This is a genomic window from Aureimonas sp. SA4125, from assembly GCF_019973775.1.
Taxonomy (GTDB): domain Bacteria; phylum Pseudomonadota; class Alphaproteobacteria; order Rhizobiales; family Rhizobiaceae; genus Plantimonas.
This window is the reverse complement of sequence record NZ_AP025032.1, coordinates 3,822,121-3,844,159: the sequence shown is the minus strand read 5'-3', so window position 1 is coordinate 3,844,159 and position 22,039 is coordinate 3,822,121. Positions and strand designations below refer to the sequence as shown.

22 protein-coding genes are annotated in these 22,039 nt (G+C 67.2%); 18 read left to right on the top strand and 4 right to left on the bottom strand.

All coding sequences use genetic code 11. From position 1 onward, the window contains the following. Positions 1 to 4: 4 nt before the first annotated feature. The 5 genes from Sa4125_RS18220 (at position 5) to Sa4125_RS18200 (ending at position 3,988) form a co-directional block, all read left to right on the top strand. On the top strand, positions 5 to 931 hold the full coding sequence (locus Sa4125_RS18220; protein ID WP_224000168.1) for a peptidylprolyl isomerase: 927 nt from the start codon (positions 5 to 7) through the stop codon (positions 929 to 931). Positions 932 to 1,008: 77 nt separating this feature from the next. Beyond that, on the top strand, positions 1,009 to 2,250 hold the full coding sequence (gene argJ / locus Sa4125_RS18215) for a bifunctional glutamate N-acetyltransferase/amino-acid acetyltransferase ArgJ (RefSeq protein ID WP_224000160.1): 1,242 nt from the start codon (positions 1,009 to 1,011) through the stop codon (positions 2,248 to 2,250). Continuing rightward, positions 2,231 to 3,022 carry a GNAT family N-acetyltransferase gene (locus tag Sa4125_RS18210; RefSeq protein WP_224000158.1) on the top strand — a complete coding sequence of 264 codons (792 nt, stop codon included), beginning with the start codon at positions 2,231 to 2,233 and terminating at the stop codon, positions 3,020 to 3,022. The genes argJ and Sa4125_RS18210 overlap by 20 nt, the downstream gene beginning before the upstream one ends. Positions 3,023 to 3,097: 75 nt before the next feature. Continuing rightward, entirely contained in the window at positions 3,098 to 3,505 is a 408-nt protein-coding gene (locus tag Sa4125_RS18205) for a (deoxy)nucleoside triphosphate pyrophosphohydrolase (RefSeq protein ID WP_224000156.1), read from the top strand. Between the two features lie 177 nt (positions 3,506 to 3,682). Then, complete coding sequence (locus Sa4125_RS18200) at positions 3,683 to 3,988, top strand: hypothetical protein (protein ID WP_224000154.1); 306 nt, start codon at positions 3,683 to 3,685, stop codon at positions 3,986 to 3,988. 132 nt (positions 3,989 to 4,120) lie between these two features. Here the strand turns inward: Sa4125_RS18200 and Sa4125_RS18195 are convergent, their stop codons facing one another. Beyond that, complete coding sequence (locus Sa4125_RS18195; protein WP_224000152.1) at positions 4,121 to 5,020, bottom strand: methyltransferase domain-containing protein; 900 nt, start codon at positions 5,018 to 5,020, stop codon at positions 4,121 to 4,123. 91 nt (positions 5,021 to 5,111) lie between these two features. On the opposite strand from Sa4125_RS18195, the gene Sa4125_RS18190 reads away from it, so the two are divergent. From Sa4125_RS18190 to Sa4125_RS18160, 7 genes are all read left to right on the top strand, one after another. Beyond that, positions 5,112 to 5,876, top strand: a complete 765-nt coding sequence (locus Sa4125_RS18190; RefSeq protein ID WP_224000150.1) for a ComF family protein — start codon at positions 5,112 to 5,114, stop codon at positions 5,874 to 5,876. Between the two features lie 42 nt (positions 5,877 to 5,918). Beyond that, on the top strand, positions 5,919 to 6,176 hold the full coding sequence (grxC, locus tag Sa4125_RS18185) for a glutaredoxin 3 (RefSeq protein ID WP_224000148.1): 258 nt from the start codon (positions 5,919 to 5,921) through the stop codon (positions 6,174 to 6,176). A 42-nt stretch (positions 6,177 to 6,218) separates the two neighbouring features. After that, the gene (locus tag Sa4125_RS18180; protein ID WP_224000147.1) at positions 6,219 to 7,082 is read left to right on the top strand and encodes a carbon-nitrogen hydrolase family protein; all 864 of its coding nucleotides are present in this window, start codon (positions 6,219 to 6,221) and stop codon (positions 7,080 to 7,082) included. Beyond that, a complete protein-coding gene (locus tag Sa4125_RS18175) occupies positions 7,079 to 7,492 on the top strand; it encodes a DUF1178 family protein (RefSeq protein WP_224000145.1) in 414 nt (137 codons plus the stop codon). The genes Sa4125_RS18180 and Sa4125_RS18175 overlap by 4 nt, the downstream gene beginning before the upstream one ends. 93 nt (positions 7,493 to 7,585) lie before the next feature. Then, positions 7,586 to 7,867, top strand: a complete 282-nt coding sequence (locus tag Sa4125_RS18170) for a DUF1289 domain-containing protein (RefSeq protein WP_224000143.1) — start codon at positions 7,586 to 7,588, stop codon at positions 7,865 to 7,867. A 28-nt stretch (positions 7,868 to 7,895) separates the two neighbouring features. Then, complete coding sequence (locus Sa4125_RS18165; protein ID WP_224000141.1) at positions 7,896 to 8,177, top strand: DUF1289 domain-containing protein; 282 nt, start codon at positions 7,896 to 7,898, stop codon at positions 8,175 to 8,177. A 503-nt stretch (positions 8,178 to 8,680) separates the two neighbouring features. Continuing rightward, the gene (locus tag Sa4125_RS18160; protein ID WP_224000139.1) at positions 8,681 to 9,286 is read left to right on the top strand and encodes a DUF2585 family protein; all 606 of its coding nucleotides are present in this window, start codon (positions 8,681 to 8,683) and stop codon (positions 9,284 to 9,286) included. A 108-nt stretch (positions 9,287 to 9,394) separates the two neighbouring features. Here the strand turns inward: Sa4125_RS18160 and Sa4125_RS18155 are convergent, their stop codons facing one another. The 3 genes from Sa4125_RS18155 to ubiG form a co-directional block, all read right to left on the bottom strand. Beyond that, the gene (locus Sa4125_RS18155) at positions 9,395 to 9,865 is read right to left on the bottom strand and encodes a DNA starvation/stationary phase protection protein (RefSeq protein ID WP_224000137.1); all 471 of its coding nucleotides are present in this window, start codon (positions 9,863 to 9,865) and stop codon (positions 9,395 to 9,397) included. A 73-nt stretch (positions 9,866 to 9,938) separates the two neighbouring features. Continuing rightward, complete coding sequence (locus tag Sa4125_RS18150) at positions 9,939 to 10,442, bottom strand: hypothetical protein (RefSeq protein WP_224000135.1); 504 nt, start codon at positions 10,440 to 10,442, stop codon at positions 9,939 to 9,941. Between the two features lie 175 nt (positions 10,443 to 10,617). Continuing rightward, a complete protein-coding gene (gene ubiG, locus Sa4125_RS18145; protein WP_224000133.1) occupies positions 10,618 to 11,361 on the bottom strand; it encodes a bifunctional 2-polyprenyl-6-hydroxyphenol methylase/3-demethylubiquinol 3-O-methyltransferase UbiG in 744 nt (247 codons plus the stop codon). A gap of 255 nt (positions 11,362 to 11,616) precedes the next feature. On the opposite strand from ubiG, the gene Sa4125_RS18140 reads away from it, so the two are divergent. The 6 genes from Sa4125_RS18140 to clpB all read left to right on the top strand — a co-directional run bounded on the left by Sa4125_RS18140 (position 11,617) and on the right by clpB (position 22,000). Beyond that, the gene (locus Sa4125_RS18140) at positions 11,617 to 12,870 is read left to right on the top strand and encodes an aspartate kinase (protein WP_224000131.1); all 1,254 of its coding nucleotides are present in this window, start codon (positions 11,617 to 11,619) and stop codon (positions 12,868 to 12,870) included. A 114-nt stretch (positions 12,871 to 12,984) separates the two neighbouring features. Continuing rightward, positions 12,985 to 15,252: a phosphoenolpyruvate--protein phosphotransferase gene (gene ptsP, locus Sa4125_RS18135; RefSeq protein WP_224007956.1), complete on the top strand. Its 2,268-nt coding sequence runs from the start codon at positions 12,985 to 12,987 to the stop codon at positions 15,250 to 15,252. 97 nt (positions 15,253 to 15,349) lie between these two features. Next, positions 15,350 to 16,429 carry a peptide chain release factor 1 gene (gene prfA, locus Sa4125_RS18130; RefSeq protein WP_224000130.1) on the top strand — a complete coding sequence of 360 codons (1,080 nt, stop codon included), beginning with the start codon at positions 15,350 to 15,352 and terminating at the stop codon, positions 16,427 to 16,429. Between the two features lie 4 nt (positions 16,430 to 16,433). Beyond that, the gene (prmC, locus tag Sa4125_RS18125) at positions 16,434 to 17,318 is read left to right on the top strand and encodes a peptide chain release factor N(5)-glutamine methyltransferase (protein ID WP_224007953.1); all 885 of its coding nucleotides are present in this window, start codon (positions 16,434 to 16,436) and stop codon (positions 17,316 to 17,318) included. Positions 17,319 to 17,547: 229 nt separating this feature from the next. Next, positions 17,548 to 19,116 (top strand): DUF4167 domain-containing protein, encoded by a 1,569-nt coding sequence (locus tag Sa4125_RS18120; RefSeq protein WP_224000129.1) that lies wholly within the window; start codon positions 17,548 to 17,550, stop codon positions 19,114 to 19,116. A gap of 262 nt (positions 19,117 to 19,378) precedes the next feature. Then, positions 19,379 to 22,000: an ATP-dependent chaperone ClpB gene (gene clpB, locus Sa4125_RS18115; protein WP_224000128.1), complete on the top strand. Its 2,622-nt coding sequence runs from the start codon at positions 19,379 to 19,381 to the stop codon at positions 21,998 to 22,000. Positions 22,001 to 22,039: the final 39 nt, after the last annotated feature.

Below are 22,039 nucleotides of genomic sequence, written 5' to 3'. Positions count from 1 at the left end.
CTTCATGACCAAGACCATCAAGCTTCTGCTCGCCGCAACCGGCCTATCCCTGATGACGCTGGCCGTCCCGTCGCTGGCCGCCGATAGCGATGTCGTCGCCAAGGTCGGCGACCAGTCGATCACGGCAGGCGATCTCGACCTGGCTGCGCAGGATCTCGGCGAGCAGTTCAGCAAGCTGCCGCCCGAGCAGCGCAAACTCGCCGTCCTCTCGGCGCTGATCGACATCAAGTCGCTGGCGCAGGAAGCCGAGAAGGCCGGAATCGCGAAGGACAAGGTCGTCGAGGCGCGCATCGCCTTCCTGCGTGAGCGCGCTTTGCACAATGCCTATTTCCAGAAGCAGGGCGTCGACGCCATCACCGATGACGAGCTGAAGGCGCGCTACGACGCCGAGGTCGCCAAGATCAAGCCGGTCGAGGAACTGCATGCCCGCCACATCCTGGTGAAGACCAAGGAAGAGGCCGAGGCAATCATCAAGAAGCTCGACGGCGGTGCCGACTTCATGACGCTCGCCGCCGAGCAGTCGAACGGTCCCTCGGGTCCCGAGGGCGGCGATCTCGGATTCTTCGGCCCCGGCCAGATGGTGCCGCCGTTCGAGACGGCCGCCTACGCGCTCGAAGTCGGCAAGTATACCCAGCAGCCCGTGCAGACGCAGTTCGGCTGGCACATCATCCAGGTGACCGAGAAGCGCCCGCAGAAGCAGCCCGAGTTCGACGCGGTGAAGGAGCAGATCCGTCAGGTCATCATGCGCGAGAAGTACATGGTCCTGGTGCAGAAGGCGCGCGAGGAACAGAAGGTCGTCTACGTCGATCCGGCGATGAAGACCGCCGTCGAGGCGATGGAAAAGGCCGCCTCCGCTCCGCCGGCCGAGGGCGCGGAACCTGCGGGCGCTGCGCCCGCCGATGCCGCGCCGGCCACGGCGCCCGCGCAGTAAGCAGCCACCGCCGGACACTGACGGGCGCGCCAGCGATGGCGCGCCCCTTTTTCAATGACACTGGGATGGGGACTTCCATGAGCACAAGCATCTCGCCGCTGGCACCGACCGACTATGCCAACCTGCCGGCGATCGAGGGCCTGCGCATCGCGACCGCCGCGGCGGGCATCAAGTACAAGGGCCGGACCGATGTTCTGATGATGGTGCTGGACGCCCCCGCCAGCATCGCCGGGGTCTTCACCCGCTCGAAATGTCCTTCCGCGCCTGTCGATCTCTGCCGCGAGAACCTGAAGGGCGGCAGCGTTCGCGCCATCGTCGTCAATTCCGGCAATGCCAACGCCTTCACCGGACGGCGTGGCCGCGAGACGACGGCGATGACCGCGGTCGCCGCGGCGGAGGCGGTGGGATGCCGCTCGAACGAGGTCTTCCTCGCCTCGACCGGGGTGATCGGCGAGCCACTCGACGCCGCCAAGTTCAGCCATCTTCTGGAAGGGCTTGCCAAGGAGGCGACCGGCGCACGCTGGCGCGACGCTGCCGACGCCATCATGACCACCGATACCTATCCGAAGCTCGCAACCCGTGCGGTCGAGATCGCCGGCGTCACTGTCACGCTGAACGGCATCGCCAAGGGCGCCGGCATGATCGCGCCCGATATGGCGACCATGCTCTCCTTCCTCGCGACCGATGCGCCGCTGCCGGCGGCGACGCTCCAGGCCATGCTGTCGCAGGCGGTCGAGCCGAGCTTCAATTCGGTGACCGTCGACAGCGACACCTCGACCTCAGACACGCTGCTTCTCATCGCGACCGGCGCTGCCGCTTCCCGCGGGTGCCCGGAGATTTCCGATCCTGCCGATATCAGGCTGGAGGATTTCCGCTCGGCGCTCGCCGGCATGCTCCTCGATCTCGCCCGCCAGGTGGCGCGGGACGGCGAGGGCGCCCGGCACGAGATCCAGGTGACGGTGGAGGGCGCCGTCAGCGACGCCTCGGCCAAGCGCATCGCGCTGTCGATCGCCAATTCGCCGCTGGTCAAGACCGCCGTCGCCGGCGAGGACGCCAACTGGGGCCGCGTCGTGATGGCCGTCGGCAAGGCCGGCGAGCCCGCCGACCGCGACCGGCTGACGATCTCCTTCGGCGGGGTTCGCGTGGCGCTGAACGGCGAGCGCGATCCGGACTACAGCGAAGCTTCGGCCGCGGCCGTGATGAAGGGGCAGGAAGTGCCGATCCATGTCGCCCTCGGTCTCGGCAGCGGGCGCTGGACCGTCTACAGCTGCGACCTGACGAAGGACTATGTCGAGATCAATGGCGACTATCGAAGCTGAGAACCTGACGCAGCTCGCCGTCGTCCGGCGGCTGGAGGCCGCAGGCTTTCGCGCCTGGCCCGCGAGCCAGACGGAGTTCGACGGGACCTGGGCGGTCAGGCTGACCGCGGGTTTTCCCGCCAAGCGCCTGAACTCGGTCAACCCGCTCGACCGATCCGACCATCTCGACATTCCGGCAAGGGTCGAGCGTGCGGCCGCGCGGTTCAAGTCCTTTGGTCGGCCCTTTCTGTTTCGCCAGTCGCCGCTGGCGCCGCCGCAGCTTGTCCAGCATCTCGACGATCTCGGCTGGTCGTCCTTCGGCGAATCCATCGTCTTCTCGGCAGATCTTGCCGGTCTCGACCTGACGGATTGCGACCCCGACGTCGTGTCCGAGCTCACGCCGATCGGCGACGTCCATCGCTACATCGAAGCCAGTCTGGTCGTACACGAGCGGCCGGCCGAGCTGCGGGAGGGACTGACCGAGATCCTCGAATTGATCCGGCCGCCCTCGGCGCTCTTTCTGCTCGAGGAGGGAGCCCGACCGGTCGCCGTCGCCCTGGCGATCCGGGACAACGACCTTGCCGGCGTCCTCGATGTCGCGGTGTCCGCTGACCGGCGGCAACGCGGCATCGGCCGCGGCATCGTCACGGCGGCTCTGCGCCACACGCGGGCGATGGGGGCGCGTACCGCCTGGCTGCAGGTCGAGGCCGACAACGCGGCGGGGCTCGCCATGTATCGGAAGCTCGGCTTCGTCGAGGCCTATCGCTATGTCTACCGCGCGCCGCCTGCCTGAACCGCGTCGAGCCGGACCTCGCTCACGCAGCCTTTGCGGACCAGCCGGGGTCCGAGAGTTAAGGATCTCTTCAGCATGTCTGCAATCAGTCTGGTTCTCGTCGTCGCGTGCGCGCTGGTCGATGCCGATGGGCGGGTGCTCATCGCAGAGCGCCCGGCGGGCAAGTCGATGGCCGGCCTCTGGGAGTTTCCGGGCGGCAAGGTCGAGCCGGGCGAGACACCCGAGGAGTCGCTGATCCGCGAGCTTGAGGAAGAACTCGGGATCGTCACGAAGGCCGCCTGCCTCGCGCCGCTTACCTTCGTAAGCCATAGATATCAGGACTTTCACCTGTTGATGCCGCTCTATGTCTGCCGCCGATTCGAGGGCATCGCGACACCGCGCGAGGGACAAAGGCTGAAATGGGTCCGGCCGAAAGCGCTGCGCGACTATCCCATGCCGCCGGCCGACGCGCCGATCATCCCCTTCCTCGTCGACCTCCTCTGAGCGGCGAGCCCCGCCGCTGCCGCCCGCGGCGCGCCGAAAATGCCTGCCTCAGGTGCTAATCGATCCTGAAGGACCAGAGGACAGTTTAAGGCAATTTTCACCGCTCCCACGGCACAGTCAAAGTCGAGAAGGCGACGGCGGTCCGGTCCGCCTCGCTTTGCCAGACGGAGGTGTTCCATGAGAGATGTCAGTCAGAAGTCGGGGATTTCCGACACCCTCGTCGAAGCGCGTGGCGGCTTGTTTCGCGCCACGCTCCTGTTCGGATCGATTGCCGTCGCGCTGGCGATGATCGTCGTGCCGACCGCCGATCACCAGGCCAAGCTCGTGGCCGCCGAGCGCGTCAAGACGCTGGATACCGTCACGACGGGCTCGAGCGTCCGTTCGGACAAGAAACACTACGTGTCGCGCCTCAGCGTGCTGACGGACCCCGACAAGGGACCGTGCCTTCTCTTCCCGGATGGTACCCAGCGCGGCGCTTGCTGAGACGGCGTCACCGCGACGGCAGCCCGTGAAACTGCCCTCGTCGCACCCGGCCACGATGGGCCGCAGGCTGGCCCGCCAGCAGGCTGGCAGGTTTCGCCCCGTTTGCGCCCGGTCGCCGCTTCGGCGAGGCCGTCACGATGTTGGCGGACGGGACACCCGGGAACGGTCGGCGAGCGCCTCGCCGAGACTGGCCTTGGCGCTGCCGGGCTTCAGCGGCTTCTGCTGGCTTTCATGCGGCTTCCATCCGGAGAGATAGACGATGTCGAAGGTCGCGCGGACGCGGCCGTCGGCGTCGGCGAAACGCTCCTGGTAGATCTGCGCCGCGCGCAGGAAAAGGCGACGCGGCGTCGGCGTGCGGCTGCGGGCCGTCAGCGGGTTGGCCATTCCCATCGCGCGCAGGTCGCGCATCAGACCGAACATCGAATCATAGCGCACGGTGAGCCGGTCCTGGTCCGTCACCGGAAGGGCAAGACCGGCGCGCTGCAGCAGGGCACCGGCGTCGCGAATGTCGACAAAGGGTGGAACGCGCGGCGAGGCGCCGCCGCGGATTTCCGCCTCCGCCTCGAGAAGCGCGGTGCGCAACTCGTTCAGCGTCTCGCCACCGAGGAGCGCCGCCAGGAACAATCCGTCCGGGCGCAGCGTCCGCGCCGCCTGGATAAGGGCGCCGGGCGTGTCGTTGGTGAGATGCAGCGACAATGCCGAGACGACGAGATCGGCCGAGCCCTCCTTCAGCGGCAGGGCCTCTTCGTCGGCGACCACGGCAAGGCTGTCGCCGACGAGCGAGGCCAGGCGTTCCACCCGCACCAGCGTACCCACCTTGCCGCTCTGGCGGAGAAGCTCGGCCATCTCGCCGGAATGGCTGGCGAGGTCGATGCCGAGGGCGAAGTGCCGCTCGACCAGCGACAGTCGTTCGGCAAGTTCGGCGGCGACGTTTGCCAGAAGGAAGCGTGCCGAAGCCGCCGCGGGGTCGAGGGAGACGCGTTGCCGGCGGCGATCAAGGAGGGTGCGATCGAAGATCGGGGTGGCGCTCATTTAGTTTTTCCGTTGCTGCGACTTTCAAAGCTTGTAGCCGATGTAGGGCGGCGTATCGTGATGGCCTCGATCCTTTTTCCAGGAGACGGGCATGGCACTGTCGGTCCAGCGTGGCGCCGGGGTGATGTCGCAGATCGTGGCGAACCTGCTTTTCCCGCCAGTCTGTGCCGGCTGCCGGGTGGCGGTCGGCGGCCCGGATGCTCTCTGTGCCCGTTGCTGGACGCTCCTGCGCTTCATCGAGCGGCCTTATTGCGACGTGCTCGGCCTGCCCTTTTCCTATGATCCGGGGGAGGGGGCGGTGTCGCCGCAGGCGATCGCCGACCCGCCGCCCTTCGCTCGCCATCGCTCCGCTGTGATCTATGACGGGCTCGCCGCCCGTCTCGTCGCCGCGCTGAAATATGGCGACCGCACCGACCTCGTGCCGCTGATGGCCAGTTGGATGGGCCGCGCCGGCGAGGATCTCCTCGCCGATGCCGAGATCGTCGTGCCCGTTCCGCTGCACCGGGGGCGTTTATGGCGGCGGCGGTTCAACCAGTCGGCGGAACTGGCGCGGGCGCTCGTGCGCGGCGAGGCGGCGCGCGGCCGGGCGCTCGCCTCCGCGCCGCTGGCGCTGGCGCGGGTGAAGGCGACGCGCAGCCAGGTCGGGCTCGGGCGCCGGCAACGGCAGGAGAACGTGCGCGGCGCCTTCAAGATCGTGCCGGGCCAGCGCGCCGCGATCCTCGGCAGGCGCGTCCTTCTCGTCGACGACGTCTTCACCACCGGCGCCACCGTCGGCAGCGCCACCCTTGCGCTGATTCGGGCCGGTGCGCGGGATGTCGACGTCTTGACCTTTGCACGGGTTGCAGCGGAAGAATGAGGCGTCCATATCGGGGGGATAGCGGATTTCAGGACCAGCGCCATGACCGACGTCACCATCTATACCCGCCAGCTCTGCAGCTATTGCGCGCGGGCAAAGCAGCTTCTGGAGAAGAAGGGCGTCGCCTTCGAGGAGAAGGACGCCAGCCATTCGCCGGACCTGCGCAGGGAGATGATGCAGCGCTCGAACGGCGGCGCGACGTTTCCGCAGATCTTTATCGGCGAGACGCATGTCGGCGGCTGCGACGATCTCTATGCGCTGGAGCGTGCGGGCAAGCTCGACCCGCTTCTCGCCGCCTGATCCGGCCGTAACACGAGGGGCCGGTTGGCCCGAGGAAGAGACATGACCGTTTTCACCGCCGCCGTCCTGCAAATGCGTTCCGGCATCGATCCCGATGCCAATGCGCGCGATTTTTCGGCCCTCGTCGAGGAGGCGGTGGCCGGCGGCGCGCACTATGTGCAGAGCCCCGAGATGACGGGCATGGTCCAGCGTGACAAGGCCGGGCTGATGGCAAGGCTGAAGGACGGGCCCGAGGACGTCATCGTCCGCACCGCCGCCGAGCTCGCCCGTCGCTACGCCATCCACGTCCATGTCGGCTCGGTCGCCGTCGCCGTCGAGGGCGGCATGGTCGCCAACCGCGCCTTCCTGTTTCGCCCCGATGGCAGTCTCCAGACGACCTACGACAAGATCCACATGTTCGACGTCGATCTCGACAATGGCGAGAGCTGGCGCGAGTCGAGCACCTACCGCCCCGGCGGCAAGGCCGAGGTCGCCGATCTCGACATCGCGGGCGAAAAGGCTCGGCTCGGCTTTGCCGTCTGCTACGACATGCGCTTCCCCCAGCTCTTCCGGGCCGAGGCGCTCGCCGGGGCCGAGATCCTGACGGCCCCGGCCGCCTTCACCCGGCAGACCGGGGAGGCGCACTGGCACGTGCTTCTGCGGGCGAGGGCGATCGAGAACGGCGCCTTCGTCGTCGCCGCCGCTCAGGGCGGCGTCCACGCCGACGGGCGCGAGACCTATGGTCATTCGATCATCATCGACCCCTGGGGCAGGATCCTCGCCGAAGTCGATGGCGATGCGCCGGGCGTGGCCCTTGCGCGGATCGACACGGCCGATGTCGCGGCGGCGCGCCAGAAGATCCCGAACCTGCGCAATGCCCGCGACTTCAGCGTCGCGCCGGCGTCCTCCGCAGAGGCGGCCGAGTGATCACCTTCTCCCTGCGGTGCGAGCCCGAGGGGCATTCCTTCGATGGCTGGTTCCGCTCCAGCGAGGACTTCGAGACGCAGAACGCCGGGCACCTCGTCGCTTGCCCCGTGTGCGGGACGACGACGATCGACAAGGCGCTGATGCGGCCGGCCCTCAGCGGCACGAAGCGCGAGGGAGGGCCGCAAGAGGCGGCGAAGATGATGGCGGCGCTGCAGCACCTGGCGCGCGAAGCCCGCGCCAAAGCCGACTATGTCGGCCCCGCCTTCGCCGAGGAAGCGCGCCGCATCCACTATGGCGAGGTCGAGGCGCGGCAGATCTACGGCGAGGCCTCGCCACCCGAGGTCAAGGGGCTCGTCGAGGAGGGTATCGCCGTCATGCCGATGCCACCCCTGCCGGAAGACAAGAACTAGGCTTCCGGCCGCGAGCGCGCCGGCCCGCGCAGACCGACCTTCCCCAGACGCTGCCGCTTTCGCCGGCGCTTCCCAAATCCCGGAGTGTTTCGATTGGCCAAGACCTGGGCGAAAGCGCCATCCCCGTGCATCGACGTGTGCAAGTTTCGCGATGCCGGCCGCTGCGTCGGCTGTGCCATGACCAAGCCGGAGAAGAAGGCGTTCAAGCGCATCGGCAGGAAATCGAAGAAGCAGGCCTTCTTCCTGATGCTGGAGGAGCGGTTGGTAACGATGGGCAAGCTCGGCTACTGGACGCGCATGTACCGCCGCAAGTGCGAGCGCAAGGACGCGTCCTGTCCGCTCGACCGGCTGGAAAAGCTCGACCGCGCGGCCTAGGTCACTCCGTATCGCCAAGGAACCTTCCATGTCCGACACCGAACTCGACCGCTGGGCCGATGCGCCGAGCCCCTGCGTCGACGTCTGCAAGTACAAGCGCCAGGGCCGCTGCGTCGGCTGCGCCATGACGAAGGAGGAGAAGCAATCCTTTCCGCAGCATGGCAGCGGCGCGGCGAAGAAGGAATTCATCGAGGCGCTGATGGCGCGGCTGGCGGAGTCGACGCGCAATCCGGCCTTCTGGGTCATGGCCTATCAGCGCAAATGCGCGATGGAGGGAGTGGCGTGCCCGATCGGAGCGGAAGGGGAGTAAGGCGTCGCGCCGGATTGGGTGCGCGCCTGCAAAGCTTGTCAGATCGGGGTTCTGGAGATGCCGCGGCCGGCGCGAGCATCGCCAAGGCTCCGGTCGGGAGTTGTGGCTGCTGCAGAGACGTCCGGTCGTCGTGCAACCTCCGTCGGCCAGACCCCGTCTGCGCCTTGATCGGGCATGCCACGGTAAGGCTGCATTCTCGAATGGTCTCTTTGCCACCGGGTGCTAGGTTGGCGTCCAGGGCGTGCGTGCGCTCCAGGATTTCCCTGAACCGACCGAGACTGGCGAAACCTTTTCGAGAGAATGCAAACTGATGCCACCCCTTCCCTGTCACCGTGCCGCTCAAATAAGGGCGTTTCGCTGCCTCCGATGCGGGCCTGCAATGCCGCCTACGGCGTCGACCTGATGGGCGACACGATCATCGCAAGAGGTTCTCGACTGAGCCTTCGCGCCATGCCGATCGGCGCGGCCGTGGAGGAGCCGACGTCCCCCGACGTCGCAAAGCCATGACGCAAGCCCCCCAGACTGCTTCCGGCGATTCCCTCGACGCGCTCGCAACGACGGGGCCGCGCGGTAGAGGCAAGCCGTCGCTCGCGCTCTGCGTCCTGCTGTGCGCGGCGGCCAATGCGACCGCCGCGGTTCTTCTGCTGCTGTTCGGGCGTCCCCTTCTGCCGCAACAGGAGACATTGCGCCTGTGGAGCACGGGCTTTGGCGCGGCATCCAATTCGCAGCACCTGACGGATCCCTATTCCTTCATGCATGCGGTGTTCGGCGCAGGTCTCTGCCTCTTCCTCGACCGCCTGAAGCCGGACTGGCCGGTGCGCTCCAAGCTGGCGGTCGCGGTTCTCGGCAGCGTGCTCTGGGAGATCGTGGAGAACACGCCCATGGTGATCGACCTGTTCAACGCGTCGAACCAACCGGGCGCCTATTCCGGCGACACCATCCTCAATGCTCTCAGCGACACGGGGTTCGTCATGCTGGGGTTTCTTGCCGCCCGGTTCGTCGGCTGGCGTGGGACACTTCTGCTGGCCCTCCTGGTCGAGGTCGCGCTGTCGGCGACCATTGGCGACGGCTTCGTGCTGGGCATCTTGGCGGTGTTCGGCCTTTTCTGAGGCTCACGGCGTCGCGCCGGATCGTATCCCGCATGCGGGACATCCTCCAGAACGCAGGCGGCCCCGCCATTGCTGACGGGGCCGCTGCAATCGCCGAGAGGCGAAGTGCTATTTCAGGTGCGCGCGCAGCATCCAGGCGAACTTGTCGTGCGCCTCGATGCGCGCGGTGGCGAGGTCGTTGGTCGCCCAGTCTCCGTGCTGGTCGGCGATCTCGCAGAGCGCGGACAGCGTCGAGGAAATCTGCTCCTGGTCGGCGAGGAGGGTGGCGATCATCTCCTTGGCGTCGGCGTGACCGTCGTGCTCCTTCACCGCGCTGCGGGCGAGGTAGACGGAGTAGCGGCCTTCGGCATGCATGTCGAACTGCTTGATGCGCTCGGCAAGCAGGTCCTGGCCCTCGAAATGGTCCTCGTACATCTTCTGGAACAGCTCGTGCAGGGGTCCAAAGGACATGCCGGTGACGTTCCAGTGGAAGTTCTGCGCCTTCATCGTCTCGACGGAGGTCTCGGCCAGCGCCTGGGTCAGGCCTTCGACGAGCTCCTGCTTGGCGCTCGGGTCGATCTTCGCGGCTGTCAGTCCCATCGTCATCTCCTTATCGAACCACATGAGTCCGTTGTTTAGAATAATTCCAAACTAGAGAAGAGCCCGCGAATAATCAACCCGTCGTGATGAAATCCGTTCCGGTGTCCAGCATGCGGACCATGCCGGCCGAGAGGAAGCGCAGCCAGCGCTGCGCATCCGGCTGGACGCGCCAGGCGATGAGTGCGCGGGCTCCGCTCTCGTCACCGGCGCGCCAGGCGGCGGCCAGTCGGAGAAGCCAGATCTCGTCGTCGCTGACGGCCTTCGCGCCGGGTCGGTAGAACACCATTTCGCGCCGCGCCTTGTCGGAGAGGCCGCGGAAGAAGGCGATGGAGAAGCGCGAGAGCGAGACGTCGGGGTCGCCGGAAAGGAGGAAGCAGGCGCGTTCGAGATCGGGCTTCGGCGCGATCAGGCTGCGCAGCGCCAGCCAGCGCAGGCGGTCGAGCTCGAGCCGCTCGGCAACGCTGGGGGTAAAGCTGCGCGTGATCGCCGCGGCCGGACATCCGGGGAAAGCGAGGACCGTCGTCACAGACTCGGTCGCCGTCACGGTTGTCGCCTCGTTCTTCAGCGCTGCTGCCATGTCGCGTGAAACTCCCGCCGCCCTAAGACTTCTGCATCCAGTTCGCGCCCGAGGTATAAACTTGAGCGCTGCATGAAGCAATCGGCGCCGGGCGCGTCGCATGAGCGCCATCGACAGGCATGCGGCTTGGACCGCCGGCGCGAGATGTCAGCATGGCGGCTCTGCCGCGACCGCGTCAGCTGCGGCGGGCGAGGACCATGTAGTTGACGCTGAGGTCCGTCGAACGGCGCCAGGCGTCGGCGAGCGGGTGATAGACGACGCCGGTCTCGTCGATCATCGTCAGCCCTGCGGCCTCCACCGGGGCGCGAATCTCATCCGGCCGCACGAGCTTTGCATATTGGTGCGTCCCCTTCGGCAGCCAGCCGAGCACGTATTCCGCGCCGATGATGGCAAGGCCCATGGCCTTCATTGTGCGGTTGATGGTGGCGACGAAGAGGAGGCCGCCGGGCTTCACCATCCTTGCGCAGGAATCGAGGAAGAACGGCACGTCGGAGACGTGTTCGACGACTTCGAGCGCCAGCACCACGTCGAATGTCTCGCCGCCCTCGGCGATCGCCTCGGCCGTCGTCGCACGGTAGTCGATGGCCAGACCGCTCTGCGCGGCATGGATCCTCGCCACCTCGATGTTGGTCTCCGAGGCGTCGGCGCCGACGACGTGGGCGCCGAGCCGCGCCACGGGCTCGGAGATCAGTCCCCCGCCGCAACCGATGTCGAGGATGCGGAGGCCCTCATAGGGGCGCATCCCCGCCGGATCGAGGCCGAAATTGAGGCCGAGCTGTTCGCGGATGTAGGCGAGGCGCACCGGGTTGAACTTGTGCAGCGGCTTGAACTTACCCGCCGGGTTCCACCATTCGGCCGCAAGCCGCGAAAAGCGCTCGACCTCGCCGGCGTCGATCGTCGTCTGCCGTGCTTCGCTCATCATCCCGTCCCGCCATTCCTGTCATCTCCCATCGCATGTTCGCCGGCGGCGGCGAAAGTCAAGCGACGGACAAGGTCCGGGCGTCCCCTCGCAACACTGGGCCTCTGCATGCAAGAGGCTGAAACACGCTTTCTTGCAGTGGCGGCGCATTTCGGCTAACTCCGGCGCGCTGCGGAAGGGTATGGCGTTTCCGCCAGCGTCCTATCGACACACCGCGGGCGGCGACGCCGTCCGCCGTCCAGGCTAGCATCTCTCATGGCGCGTCTCGTTCTCAAGTTCGGCGGCACTTCGGTCGCCGATATCGACCGTATCCGGAACGTCGCGCGCCACGTCAAACGCGAGGTCGACGCCGGCCACCAGGTCGCGGTCGTCGTCTCGGCGATGTCGGGCAAGACGAACGAGCTGGTCGAGTGGTGCCGAGCGGCCTCGCCGATGCATGATGCGCGCGAATATGACGCGGTCGTCGCCAGCGGCGAGCAGGTGACCGCCGGACTTCTGGCCATCACGCTGCAGGGCATGGGCATCAATGCCCGCTCCTGGATGGGCTGGCAGATCGCCATCCGCACCGACGGCGCCCACGGCGCGGCGCGGATCCAGGAAATCGAGGGCGAAGAGATCGTGCGCCGCTTCGGCGAGGGCCAGGTCGCCGTCATCGCCGGCTTCCAGGGGATCGCGCCGGACAACCGCATCGCGACATTGGGCCGCGGTGGCTCGGATACGTCTGCGGTCGCCATCGCCGCGGCGATCAAGGCCGACCGCTGCGACATCTACACCGATGTCGACGGCGTCTACACGACCGATCCGCGGATCGAGCCGAAGGCGCGGCGAATGGCGAAGATTTCCTTCGAGGAAATGCTGGAAATGGCTTCGCTCGGGGCCAAGGTACTGCAGGTCCGGTCGGTGGAACTGGCCATGGTGCATAAGGTTCGGCTGTTCGTCCGCTCCTCCTTCGAGGATCCGGACGCGCCCGGCATGGGAGATCTTCTGAACCCGCCGGGTACACTCATTTGCGACGAGGATGAAATCGTGGAACAGCAGGTCGTGACGGGCATCGCCTATGCCAAGGACGAGGCGCAGATCTCGCTGCGCCGGGTCGAGGATCAGCCGGGCGTCGCCGCGGCGATCTTCGGCCCGCTGGCGGATGCCGGCGTCAATGTCGACATGATCGTCCAGAACATCTCCGAGGACGGCACCCGCACCGACATGACGTTCACCGTGCCGGCGAGCGATCTGCAGAAGGCGACGGCGATTCTCGAAAAGGCCAAGCCCGAGATGCGCTTCGACGTCATCCAGAGCGAGCTCGGACTGACCAAGGTCTCGGTCATCGGCGTTGGCATGCGCAGCCACACGGGCGTCGCGGCCACGGCCTTCAAGGCGCTGGCCAGTCGCGGCATCAACATCCGCGCCATCACCACCTCGGAGATCAAGATCTCCATCCTCATCGACGGCGAGTTTTCCGAACTTGCCGTGCGCAGCTTGCATTCGGTCTACGGTCTCGACAAAGCTTGACCGGGTGAAGGGTCTACCGCAGACCACAACCTTGGATCGTCCGGGGCCGCCGGGCGGTCGTTTCATCGTGGCCGACGGCGGTGGCTCTGGGCCGCCCTTTGGAAGACGACCTTGATCAGAAGCGATTCGTCCGGTCCCCGCGTGCTCATGCGCAAGATCCGGGAGCTCATGGCCGAGCCCCTGCAGCCGCAGGCGCGTCTGGACGAAATCGTACGACAGATCGCCCAGAACATGGTCGCCGAGGTCTGCTCGATCTACGTGCTGCGCGCCGACGCCGTGCTGGAGCTCTACGCCACCGAGGGCCTGAACCCCGGTTCGGTGCATCTGGCGCAGCTGAAGCTCGGCGAGGGCCTCGTCGGGACGATCGCCGCCACGGCGCGTTCGCTCAACCTGTCCGAGGCACAGAAGCACCCGGCCTTCACCTTCATTCCCGGTACCGGCGAGGAGCCGTTCAACGCCTTCCTCGGCGTGCCGATTCTCAGAGCCGGCCGCACGCTCGGCGTCCTCGACGTGCAGAACCGGGCCAAGCGCGTCTACCGCGAGGAGGAGGTCGAGGCGCTCGAGACCGTCGCCATGGTCGTTGCCGAGATGATCGCCGCCGGCAGCCTCGAAGGCCTGTCGCGTCCGGGCGTCGTCCTCGATCTGTCGCGGCCCGTCTCCTTCACCGGCATCGCGCTCGCCGAAGGCATCGGTCTTGGCCACGTCATCCTGCACGAGCCGCGGGTGGTGGTGACGAACCTCTTCAACGAGGATGTGGGCGCCGAGATCACCCGGCTCGAGCAGTCGCTGCAGTTTCTTCGGGTGTCGATCGAGGACATGCTGTCGCGGCGCGACATCGCCGCCGAGGGCGAGCACCGCGCCGTGCTCGAGGCCTATCGCATGTTCGCCCACGATCGCGGCTGGGTGCGCCGACTGGAGGAGGCAGTACGCAACGGTCTCACCGCCGAGGCGGCGGTAGAGAAGGTTCAGAGCGACATGCGCGCGCGCATGATGCACATGACCGATCCCTATATCCGCGAACGCCTGCACGATTTCGACGACCTCGCCAACCGGCTGCTGCGCCAGCTGATGGGCCGGACCGAGATCGGCGACGGAGCCGACGAGCCGTCGGACGCGATCATCGTCGCCCGTTCGATGGGCGCGGCGGAACTTCTCGACTATCGCCGCGACAAGATCCGCGGCCTCATCCTCGAAGAAGGCACGGCGACCAGCCACGTCGTCATCGTCGCTCGCGCGCTCGGCCTTCCCGTCGTCGGCCAGGCCAAGGGCGTGGTCTCCATGTCCGAAAACCGCGACGCGATCATCGTCGACGGTACCGATGGCGGCGTGCACCTGCGCCCGACCGCCGAAGTGGAAGCGGTGTTCATCGAGAAGGTCCAGTTCCGCGCCAAGCGCCAGGAACAGTACCGCGCCCTGCGCGACGTGCCGGCCGAGACGCGCGACGGCGTGGCGGTCAACCTGTTGATGAATGCAGGCCTTCTCGTGGATCTGCCGCAGCTCGTCGATTGCGGCGCGGCCGGCATCGGCCTGTTCCGCACCGAGCTGCAGTTCATGGTCGCCTCGTCGATGCCGAAGGCGAGCGAGCAGGAGCGCCTCTACTCCGCGGTGATCGACGCGGCCGGCGACATGCCGGTGACCTTCCGCACCCTCGACATCGGCGGCGACAAGCTCCTGCCCTATCTGCACCAGTCGCCGGAGGAGAACCCGGCGCTCGGCTACCGGGCCATCCGCCTGGCCCTCGACCGTCCCGGCCTGATGCGCACGCAGCTGCGCGCCCTCCTGAAGGCGGCGCGCGGGCGCGAGCTCAGGATCATGTTCCCGATGGTGACCGAGCTCGGCGAGCTGCGCCAGGCGCGCGACCTCATTGCGCGCGAGCTCACCCATCTCACCAAGTTCGGCCATGTCATGCCGCGGCAGCTGAAACTCGGCGCGATGATCGAGGTGCCCTCGCTCCTCTTCCAGTTGGACGAGCTGATGGCCCTCGTCGACTTCGTCTCCATCGGGTCGAACGACCTCTTCCAGTTCTTCTCCGCCGTCGATCGCGGCAATGCGCGCATGGCCGGCCGCTTCGACGACCTGTCGCCGCCGTTCCTGTCGGCGCTGAAGACCATTCTCGATGCGGGAATCCGCAACGGCGTGGAAGTCGGCCTGTGTGGCGAGATGGCCGGCAAGCCGCTGGCAGCGATGGCCTTGATGGGCCTCGGCTTCCGGTCGATCTCGATGACACCGTCGGCGATCGGGCCGGTGAAGGCGATGATGATCGAGCTGGAACTGGAGAAGCTCGAGGCCGTGATGGCGGATTACATGGCCAATCCGCGGCGCATGGGAACGATGCGCCAGCTGCTGACCGATTTCGCCCAGGCGCATTCCATCCCGCATTAGCGACGCTACCAGGCCATTACCCCGCCTCCCGCGGGCGACGAGTGGCCGGTCGCCGCTGCGTGCCGGAACCCCGGACCATCAAACAACACAGGATTTCATGGCAACCCTGCCTTCCGACACAATGAACGAGATCGTTCGACGCTTTTCCTATCTCGAGGCCGAGATGGCCAAGGGCGGGGATCGCGACAGCTTTGCCGCGCTCGCCAGCGAATATTCCGGGCTCGAGCCGATCGTCGCCGCCATCAACCGGCACCGCAAGATCGAGAGCGACCTGCGCGACATGCGCGCGATGATGGAAGATCCCGGCGCCGACCGCGAAATGCGCGACCTCGCCGCCACGGAGGTTGCGGATCTGCGCGAGCAGGAGTTGGCGCTGACGGAGGACATCCAGCTGCTTCTCCTGCCGAAGGACGCCGCCGACGAGAAGAGCGCGATCCTTGAAATCCGCGCCGGCACCGGTGGATCGGAGGCGGGCCTCTTTGCCGGCGATCTGTTCCGCATGTACCAGCGCTATGCCGAGGTGAACGGCTGGAAAGTCGAGGTCCTGTCGGCGAGCGAGGGCGAGGTCGGCGGCTACAAGGAAGTGATCGCCTCCATCAACGGCCGCGGCGTCTTTTCCAAGCTGAAGTTCGAATCGGGCGTCCACCGCGTGCAGCGCGTTCCCGCGACGGAATCGGGCGGGCGCATCCACACCTCGGCCGCGACCGTCGCGGTGCTGCCCGAGGCCGAGGACATCGATATCGAGATCCGGGCGGAGGACATCCGGATCGATACGATGCGCGCGTCGGGCTCCGGCGGCCAGCACGTCAATACGACGGACTCGGCCGTGCGCATCACCCATCTGCCGACCGGCATCATGGTCGTCTCGGCCGAAAAGTCGCAGCACCAGAACCGCGCCCGGGCCATGCAGGTGCTGCGCGCCCGGCTCTACGACATGGAACGCGAGCGCGCCGACGGCGAGCGCTCGGAGGCCCGCCGCAGCCAGGTCGGCTCCGGCGACCGGTCCGAACGCATTCGCACCTACAATTTTCCGCAAGGGCGGGTGACCGACCACCGCATCAACCTGACTCTCTACAAGCTCGACAAGGTGATGGAGGGCGAACTCGACGAACTCGTCGGGGCGCTGATCGCCGACCACCAGGCGCGGCTGCTCGCATCGGTCGGCGGCGAGGACTAGGCCGATTTCGCCCGCCCCCGGTCCCGCTGCGCCGACCATTGCCGAAACGCTGGCGGACCTACGTGCCCGTCTGCGCGACGCGGGCATCGAAGACCCCGCGACCGATGCGCGCCTGCTGCTCGCCGAGGCCCTCGGCTGCGACGCCGGCGGACTGATCCTCCGGTCGGGGAACGCGGTCGAACCGCCCGCTTTGGGGCGCCTCCGCGCCATGGTGGCGCGGCGCATCGAGGGAGAGCCGGTGCACCGGATCTTCGGACGACGCGCCTTCTACGACCACGACTTCGCCCTTTCGGCAGAGACGCTGGAGCCAAGGGCCGATACCGAGACGCTCGTCGAGCTGTGCCGCCAACCGATCGAAGCCGTGCTGGCCGCGCGCGGGGCCTGCCTGATCGCCGATGTCGGCACCGGCACGGGCGCCATCGCGGTGTCGCTGCTGGCGCTGTATGCCGAGGCCGAGGCGATCGCCATCGACCTGTCTCCCGGTGCGCTTGTCACGGCCCGTCGCAATGCCTTGGCGGCCGGCGTCGCGCCGCGTTTTCATGCCGTGGCCGGCGACTATCTCAGCGCCATCGGTGCGCCCGTCGACATCGTCGTGTCGAACCCGCCCTATATTCGCAGCGGCGACATCGCCGGCCTTGCGCGCGAGGTACGCGAATTCGATCCGCACCTTGCGCTCGATGGCGGGCCGGACGGACTGGACGCCTACCGCGCCCTTGCATGCCAGTCAGCCGAGAGGCTGCGCCGGCCGGGGCACGCGCTTGTGGAAATCGGTCAGGGTCAGGCAAGCGACGTGTGTGAGATCTTTTCCGCGGCCGGACTTGTGCTGGCCGCATCGAGGGACGATCTGGCAGGCATCCCGCGGGCATTGTGGTTCCAGACGGGCAAGTGACGGCGCGGACCGGGTCCCGTCCGCGGTGGCGACACTTTATTCTGCATGCTCGGGCCACGGACGAAGCAGATCAGGCATAAAAAGTCCGTCAAACCAGTGTTTCGTTCCCATCGCCGCAAAAAGGGCTTGTGGCACAGGGCCGAACCTTCTAGTTTCGAGACCGTTACGGACCAATCGAGGGGGACCATCCCTCAGCTTCTGACCTGCCGGTGTGGCGGTCGGACGTGGGATGCTCGAGACGGCGGGGCGGCTGTCCGTGATACCGACGATTTGGAATCGATCGGCTCAACCGAATACAAAATATTCGATCTCGGTCGCGCGCTGGCGCATCCGTATCGCGCGGGGCAAGCGCTCCATCCCCAGGGATGGGCCGTCCTGCAGCCAGAGCAACCGGCACGCTAGCTGGATATCCAGAGACAGGAAGAGCATGAGGCCAGGACAGCAGCAGCAGAACAAGCAGCGGATGCGCGGGCGCGGTCGCAAGGGCCCCAATCCGTTGTCTCGCAGCTATGAGTCGAACGGCCCGGACGTGAAGATCCGCGGCACCGCCCAGCACATCGCCGAAAAATACTCGACGCTCGCGCGCGATTCGGCAGCTTCCGGCGATCGGGTGATGGCGGAGAATTACCTCCAGCATGCCGAGCATTACGGCCGCATCGTCGCCGCCGCGCAGGGAACTTTCCAGCTCCAGCAGGACGAGAACGATTTCGGCGACCAGACCGACGAGGACGGCGAGGACGAGGGCGGTTCGGAGAACGGCTACGCCAACGGCAATGGCAATGGCAACGAAGATCGTGGCCAGAACGACCGTAACCAGTACGATCGGAACCAGAACGACCGCAACCAGGGTGATCGCAACCAGGCGGACCGGAACCAGGGCGAGCGCTATCAAACGGATCGCGGTCAGAACGATCGGTCCCAGGGCGAGCGGCAGCAGGGTGAGCGCTTCAACGGGCAGCCCAACGCCCAGCGCGAGGGCCGGGACCAGCGTGGCGGCAACGGCGCCCCGCAATCGGCCAGCGGCAACCGGGACGGCAACCGCGAAGCACGCGACGGCAACCGCGATAATCGCGGCAACGACAGCCGCGGCAACGAGAATCGCGGCAACCGTGACAGCGCCAGCCGTGACGAGAACCGCGGCAATCGGGACGGCAACCGCGAGAACCGCGACGGCTTTCAAGCCCGGGATCGGGACAATCGCGGAAATCGCGACAATCGCGACCGCCAGGCGCCGAACGGCCTCGGCCCGCAGCCGGTGGTAAGCGAGCCCCGCGCGCCGATCGAAGGCGGCGAGGAGCAGGCGCCGCGTCTTGCCGGCCACGAGCAGCCGCGCAATGCCGAGCTGCCGCAGCGCATACCCGCCGCCGAAACCGTCTCCACCGAGAGTGCGCCGCGCGAGGAGTTCCGTCCGCGGAGCGAAGAAGCGCAGGGCGAGCCGCGTCGTCGCGGTCGTCCGCGGCGCGTTCGCAGCGAAGACGGCGAGCAGCGCGCCCCGGCAGCAGCGGATCTGGCCTCCGGCGGCGAGCCCGTCGCCACCGCGTCGCCGGCGCCTGTCGCCGCCGATCCCGTGATCGCGACGGCGCCCGTGGCGCCCACGGCGCCGGTCGAAGCGCGGGCCGAGACGCCCCCGACGCCCCAGCCCCCGACGCCGCAGACTGAGACATCGCCCGTCGATGCCGAGAGCAAGGTCAAGCGCAAGCCGGGTCGCCCGCGCAAGAAGAAGCCGGACGACGATTCGTCGGGCGGCGAGGATGGCGGCGATCACCTGCCGGCCTTCCTGATGGCCACCAACAGCTGATCGAAGAATCGGCAGCAGCCGGAAAAGGGGCGACGGAGCGATCCGCCGCCCCTTTTTTCATGGCGGGAGCACCGCCGGAGCGAGCGAGGTGACGGTCGGCGCAATTTCCGGCCGCATCGGGATAGGTATCATTCCGTAATACCTTTCAACCCGCCTGGAATGCCCCCATATCTCAGCGGAGCGGCCTGCCGATGACGGGGGCCGGACTCCAGAGCAAGCGTTCCACGCCGCAGCGCGGGTGGCACGACAGGGGAGATCCTCCATGGACATGGAAAAATACACCGAGCGCGTCCGCGGCTTCATCCAGGCGGCCCAGACCGCCGCGGCATCGCGCGACCATCAGCAGTTTTCCGCCGAGCACCTCCTGAAGGTTCTCGTCGACGACAGCGAGGGCCTTGCGGGAGGACTGATCGAAAAAGCCGGCGGGCGCGCCGCCGACGTCCGGCTGGCCGTCGACGCGGCGCTCGCCGCCATGCCGCGCGTCTCTGGCGGCAACGGTCAGATGTATCTGGCGCAGCCGCTGGCCAAGGTCTTCGCCACCGCCGAGGAAATCGCCAAGAAGGCCGGCGACAGCTTTGTCACCGTCGAGCGGTTGCTTCTCGCCCTCGTCATCGAGAAGGGCGCCAAGACCGCGGCCATTCTCGAGAAGGCCGGCGTCACCGCCGCGGCGCTGAACGAGGCGATCAACGAGCTGCGCAAGGGCCGCACGGCCGATTCCGCCTCGGCCGAGCAGGGCTACGACGCGCTGAAGAAATATGCCCGCGACCTGACCAAGGACGCCCGCGAGGGCAAGCTCGACCCGGTGATCGGGCGCGACGACGAAATCCGCCGCACCATTCAGGTGCTTTCCCGTCGCACGAAGAACAATCCCGTCCTCATCGGTGAACCCGGCGTCGGCAAGACCGCCATCGCCGAAGGCCTGGCGCTGCGCATCGTCAACGGCGACGTGCCCGAGAGTTTGCGCGACAAGCAGCTGATGGCGCTCGACATGGGATCGCTAATCGCCGGCGCGAAATATCGCGGCGAGTTCGAGGAGCGGCTGAAGGCGGTCCTGTCGGAGGTCACCTCCGCGGCCGGTGGCATCATTCTGTTCATCGACGAAATGCACACGCTCGTCGGCGCGGGCAAGGGTGACGGCGCGATGGACGCCTCGAACCTCCTGAAGCCGGCGCTCGCGCGCGGCGAACTGCACTGCGTCGGCGCGACCACGCTCGACGAATACCGCAAGCATGTCGAGAAGGACCCGGCGCTCGCCCGGCGCTTCCAGCCGGTCTTCGTCGCCGAGCCGACGGTCGAGGACACGATCTCGATCCTGCGCGGCCTGAAGGAGAAGTACGAGCAGCACCACAAGGTGCGCATCTCCGATTCGGCGCTCGTCGCCGCGGCCCAGCTGTCCAACCGCTACATCACCGACCGCTTCCTGCCGGACAAGGCCATCGACCTCATCGACGAGGGCGCGGCACGGCTGCGCATGCAGGTGGACTCCAAGCCCGAAGTGCTCGACGAGATCGACCGCCGCGTGATGCAGCTGAAGATCGAGCGCGAAGCTTTGAAGCGCGAGGACGACGACGCCTCGCGCAACCGGCTGGAGCGGCTGGAGGGCGAACTCGCCAATCTGGAGGAAGAGTCGGCCCGCATCACGCAGACCTGGCAGGCGGAAAAGTCGAAGCTCGGTCTTGCCGCGGAGCTGAAGAAGCAGCTCGACGAGGCCCGCAACAATCTGGCCATCGCGCAGCGTCAGGGCGAGTTCCAGCGCGCCGGCGAGCTTGCCTATGGCGTGATCCCGAAACTCGAGCGCGATGTCGAGGCCGCCGAGGCGCACGAAGTCGGCGGTGCGGCCTCGATGGTCGAGGAGACGGTGACTCCCGACCACATCGCCCAGGTCGTGTCGCGCTGGACCGGCATTCCGGTCGACCGGATGCTGCAGGGCGAGCGCGAAAAACTCCTGCGGATGGAGGATGCCATCGGCGCCCGCGTCGTCGGCCAGGGCGAGGCGGTGCAGGCGGTCTCGCGCGCCGTGCGCCGGGCCCGTGCGGGCCTGCAGGACCCGAACCGGCCGATCGGCTCGTTCATCTTCCTCGGCCCCACCGGCGTCGGCAAGACCGAGCTGACCAAGGCGCTGGCGCAATTCATGTTCGACGACGAGACGGCGATGGTCCGGCTCGACATGTCGGAGTTCATGGAGAAGCATTCGGTGTCGCGGCTGATCGGCGCGCCTCCCGGCTATGTCGGTTATGAGGAGGGCGGGTCGCTGACCGAGGCGGTTCGCCGCCGGCCCTATCAGGTCGTCCTGTTCGACGAGATCGAGAAGGCGCATCCGGATGTCTTCAACGTGCTTCTGCAGGTGCTCGACGACGGACGGCTGACGGACGGGCAGGGGCGGACGGTCGATTTCCGCAACACGCTGATCATCATGACGTCGAATCTCGGCGCGGAATATCTCACCCAGCTGCCGGACGACGTCGATACCGACAGCGTGCGCGAGCAGGTGATGGCGGTGGTGCGCTCGGCGTTCCGGCCGGAATTTCTCAACCGCGTCGACGAGACGATCCTGTTCCACCGGCTGAAGCGTTCGGAAATGGGCGCGATCGTCGACATCCAGCTGAAGCGGATGGAGGCGCTGCTCGCCGACCGCAAGATCGTCATCGATCTCGACGACAGCGCGCGGCTATGGCTGGCCGAGCGCGGCTACGACCCGGCCTATGGCGCGCGGCCCTTGAAGCGCGTCATCCAGCGCGAGGTCCAGGATCCCCTGGCGGAAAAGATCCTTCTCGGCGAGGTGCGCGACGAATCGACGGTGAAGGTGACGTCCGGCAGCGACAGGCTGACCTTCTACGTCGTCGGCTCGAAGGCGGGCGCCGCGGGAGACAGGGTCGCGGCATAACAGAGCGTTTGTCGGGAAAAAGGCGAAGGGCGGTCCATC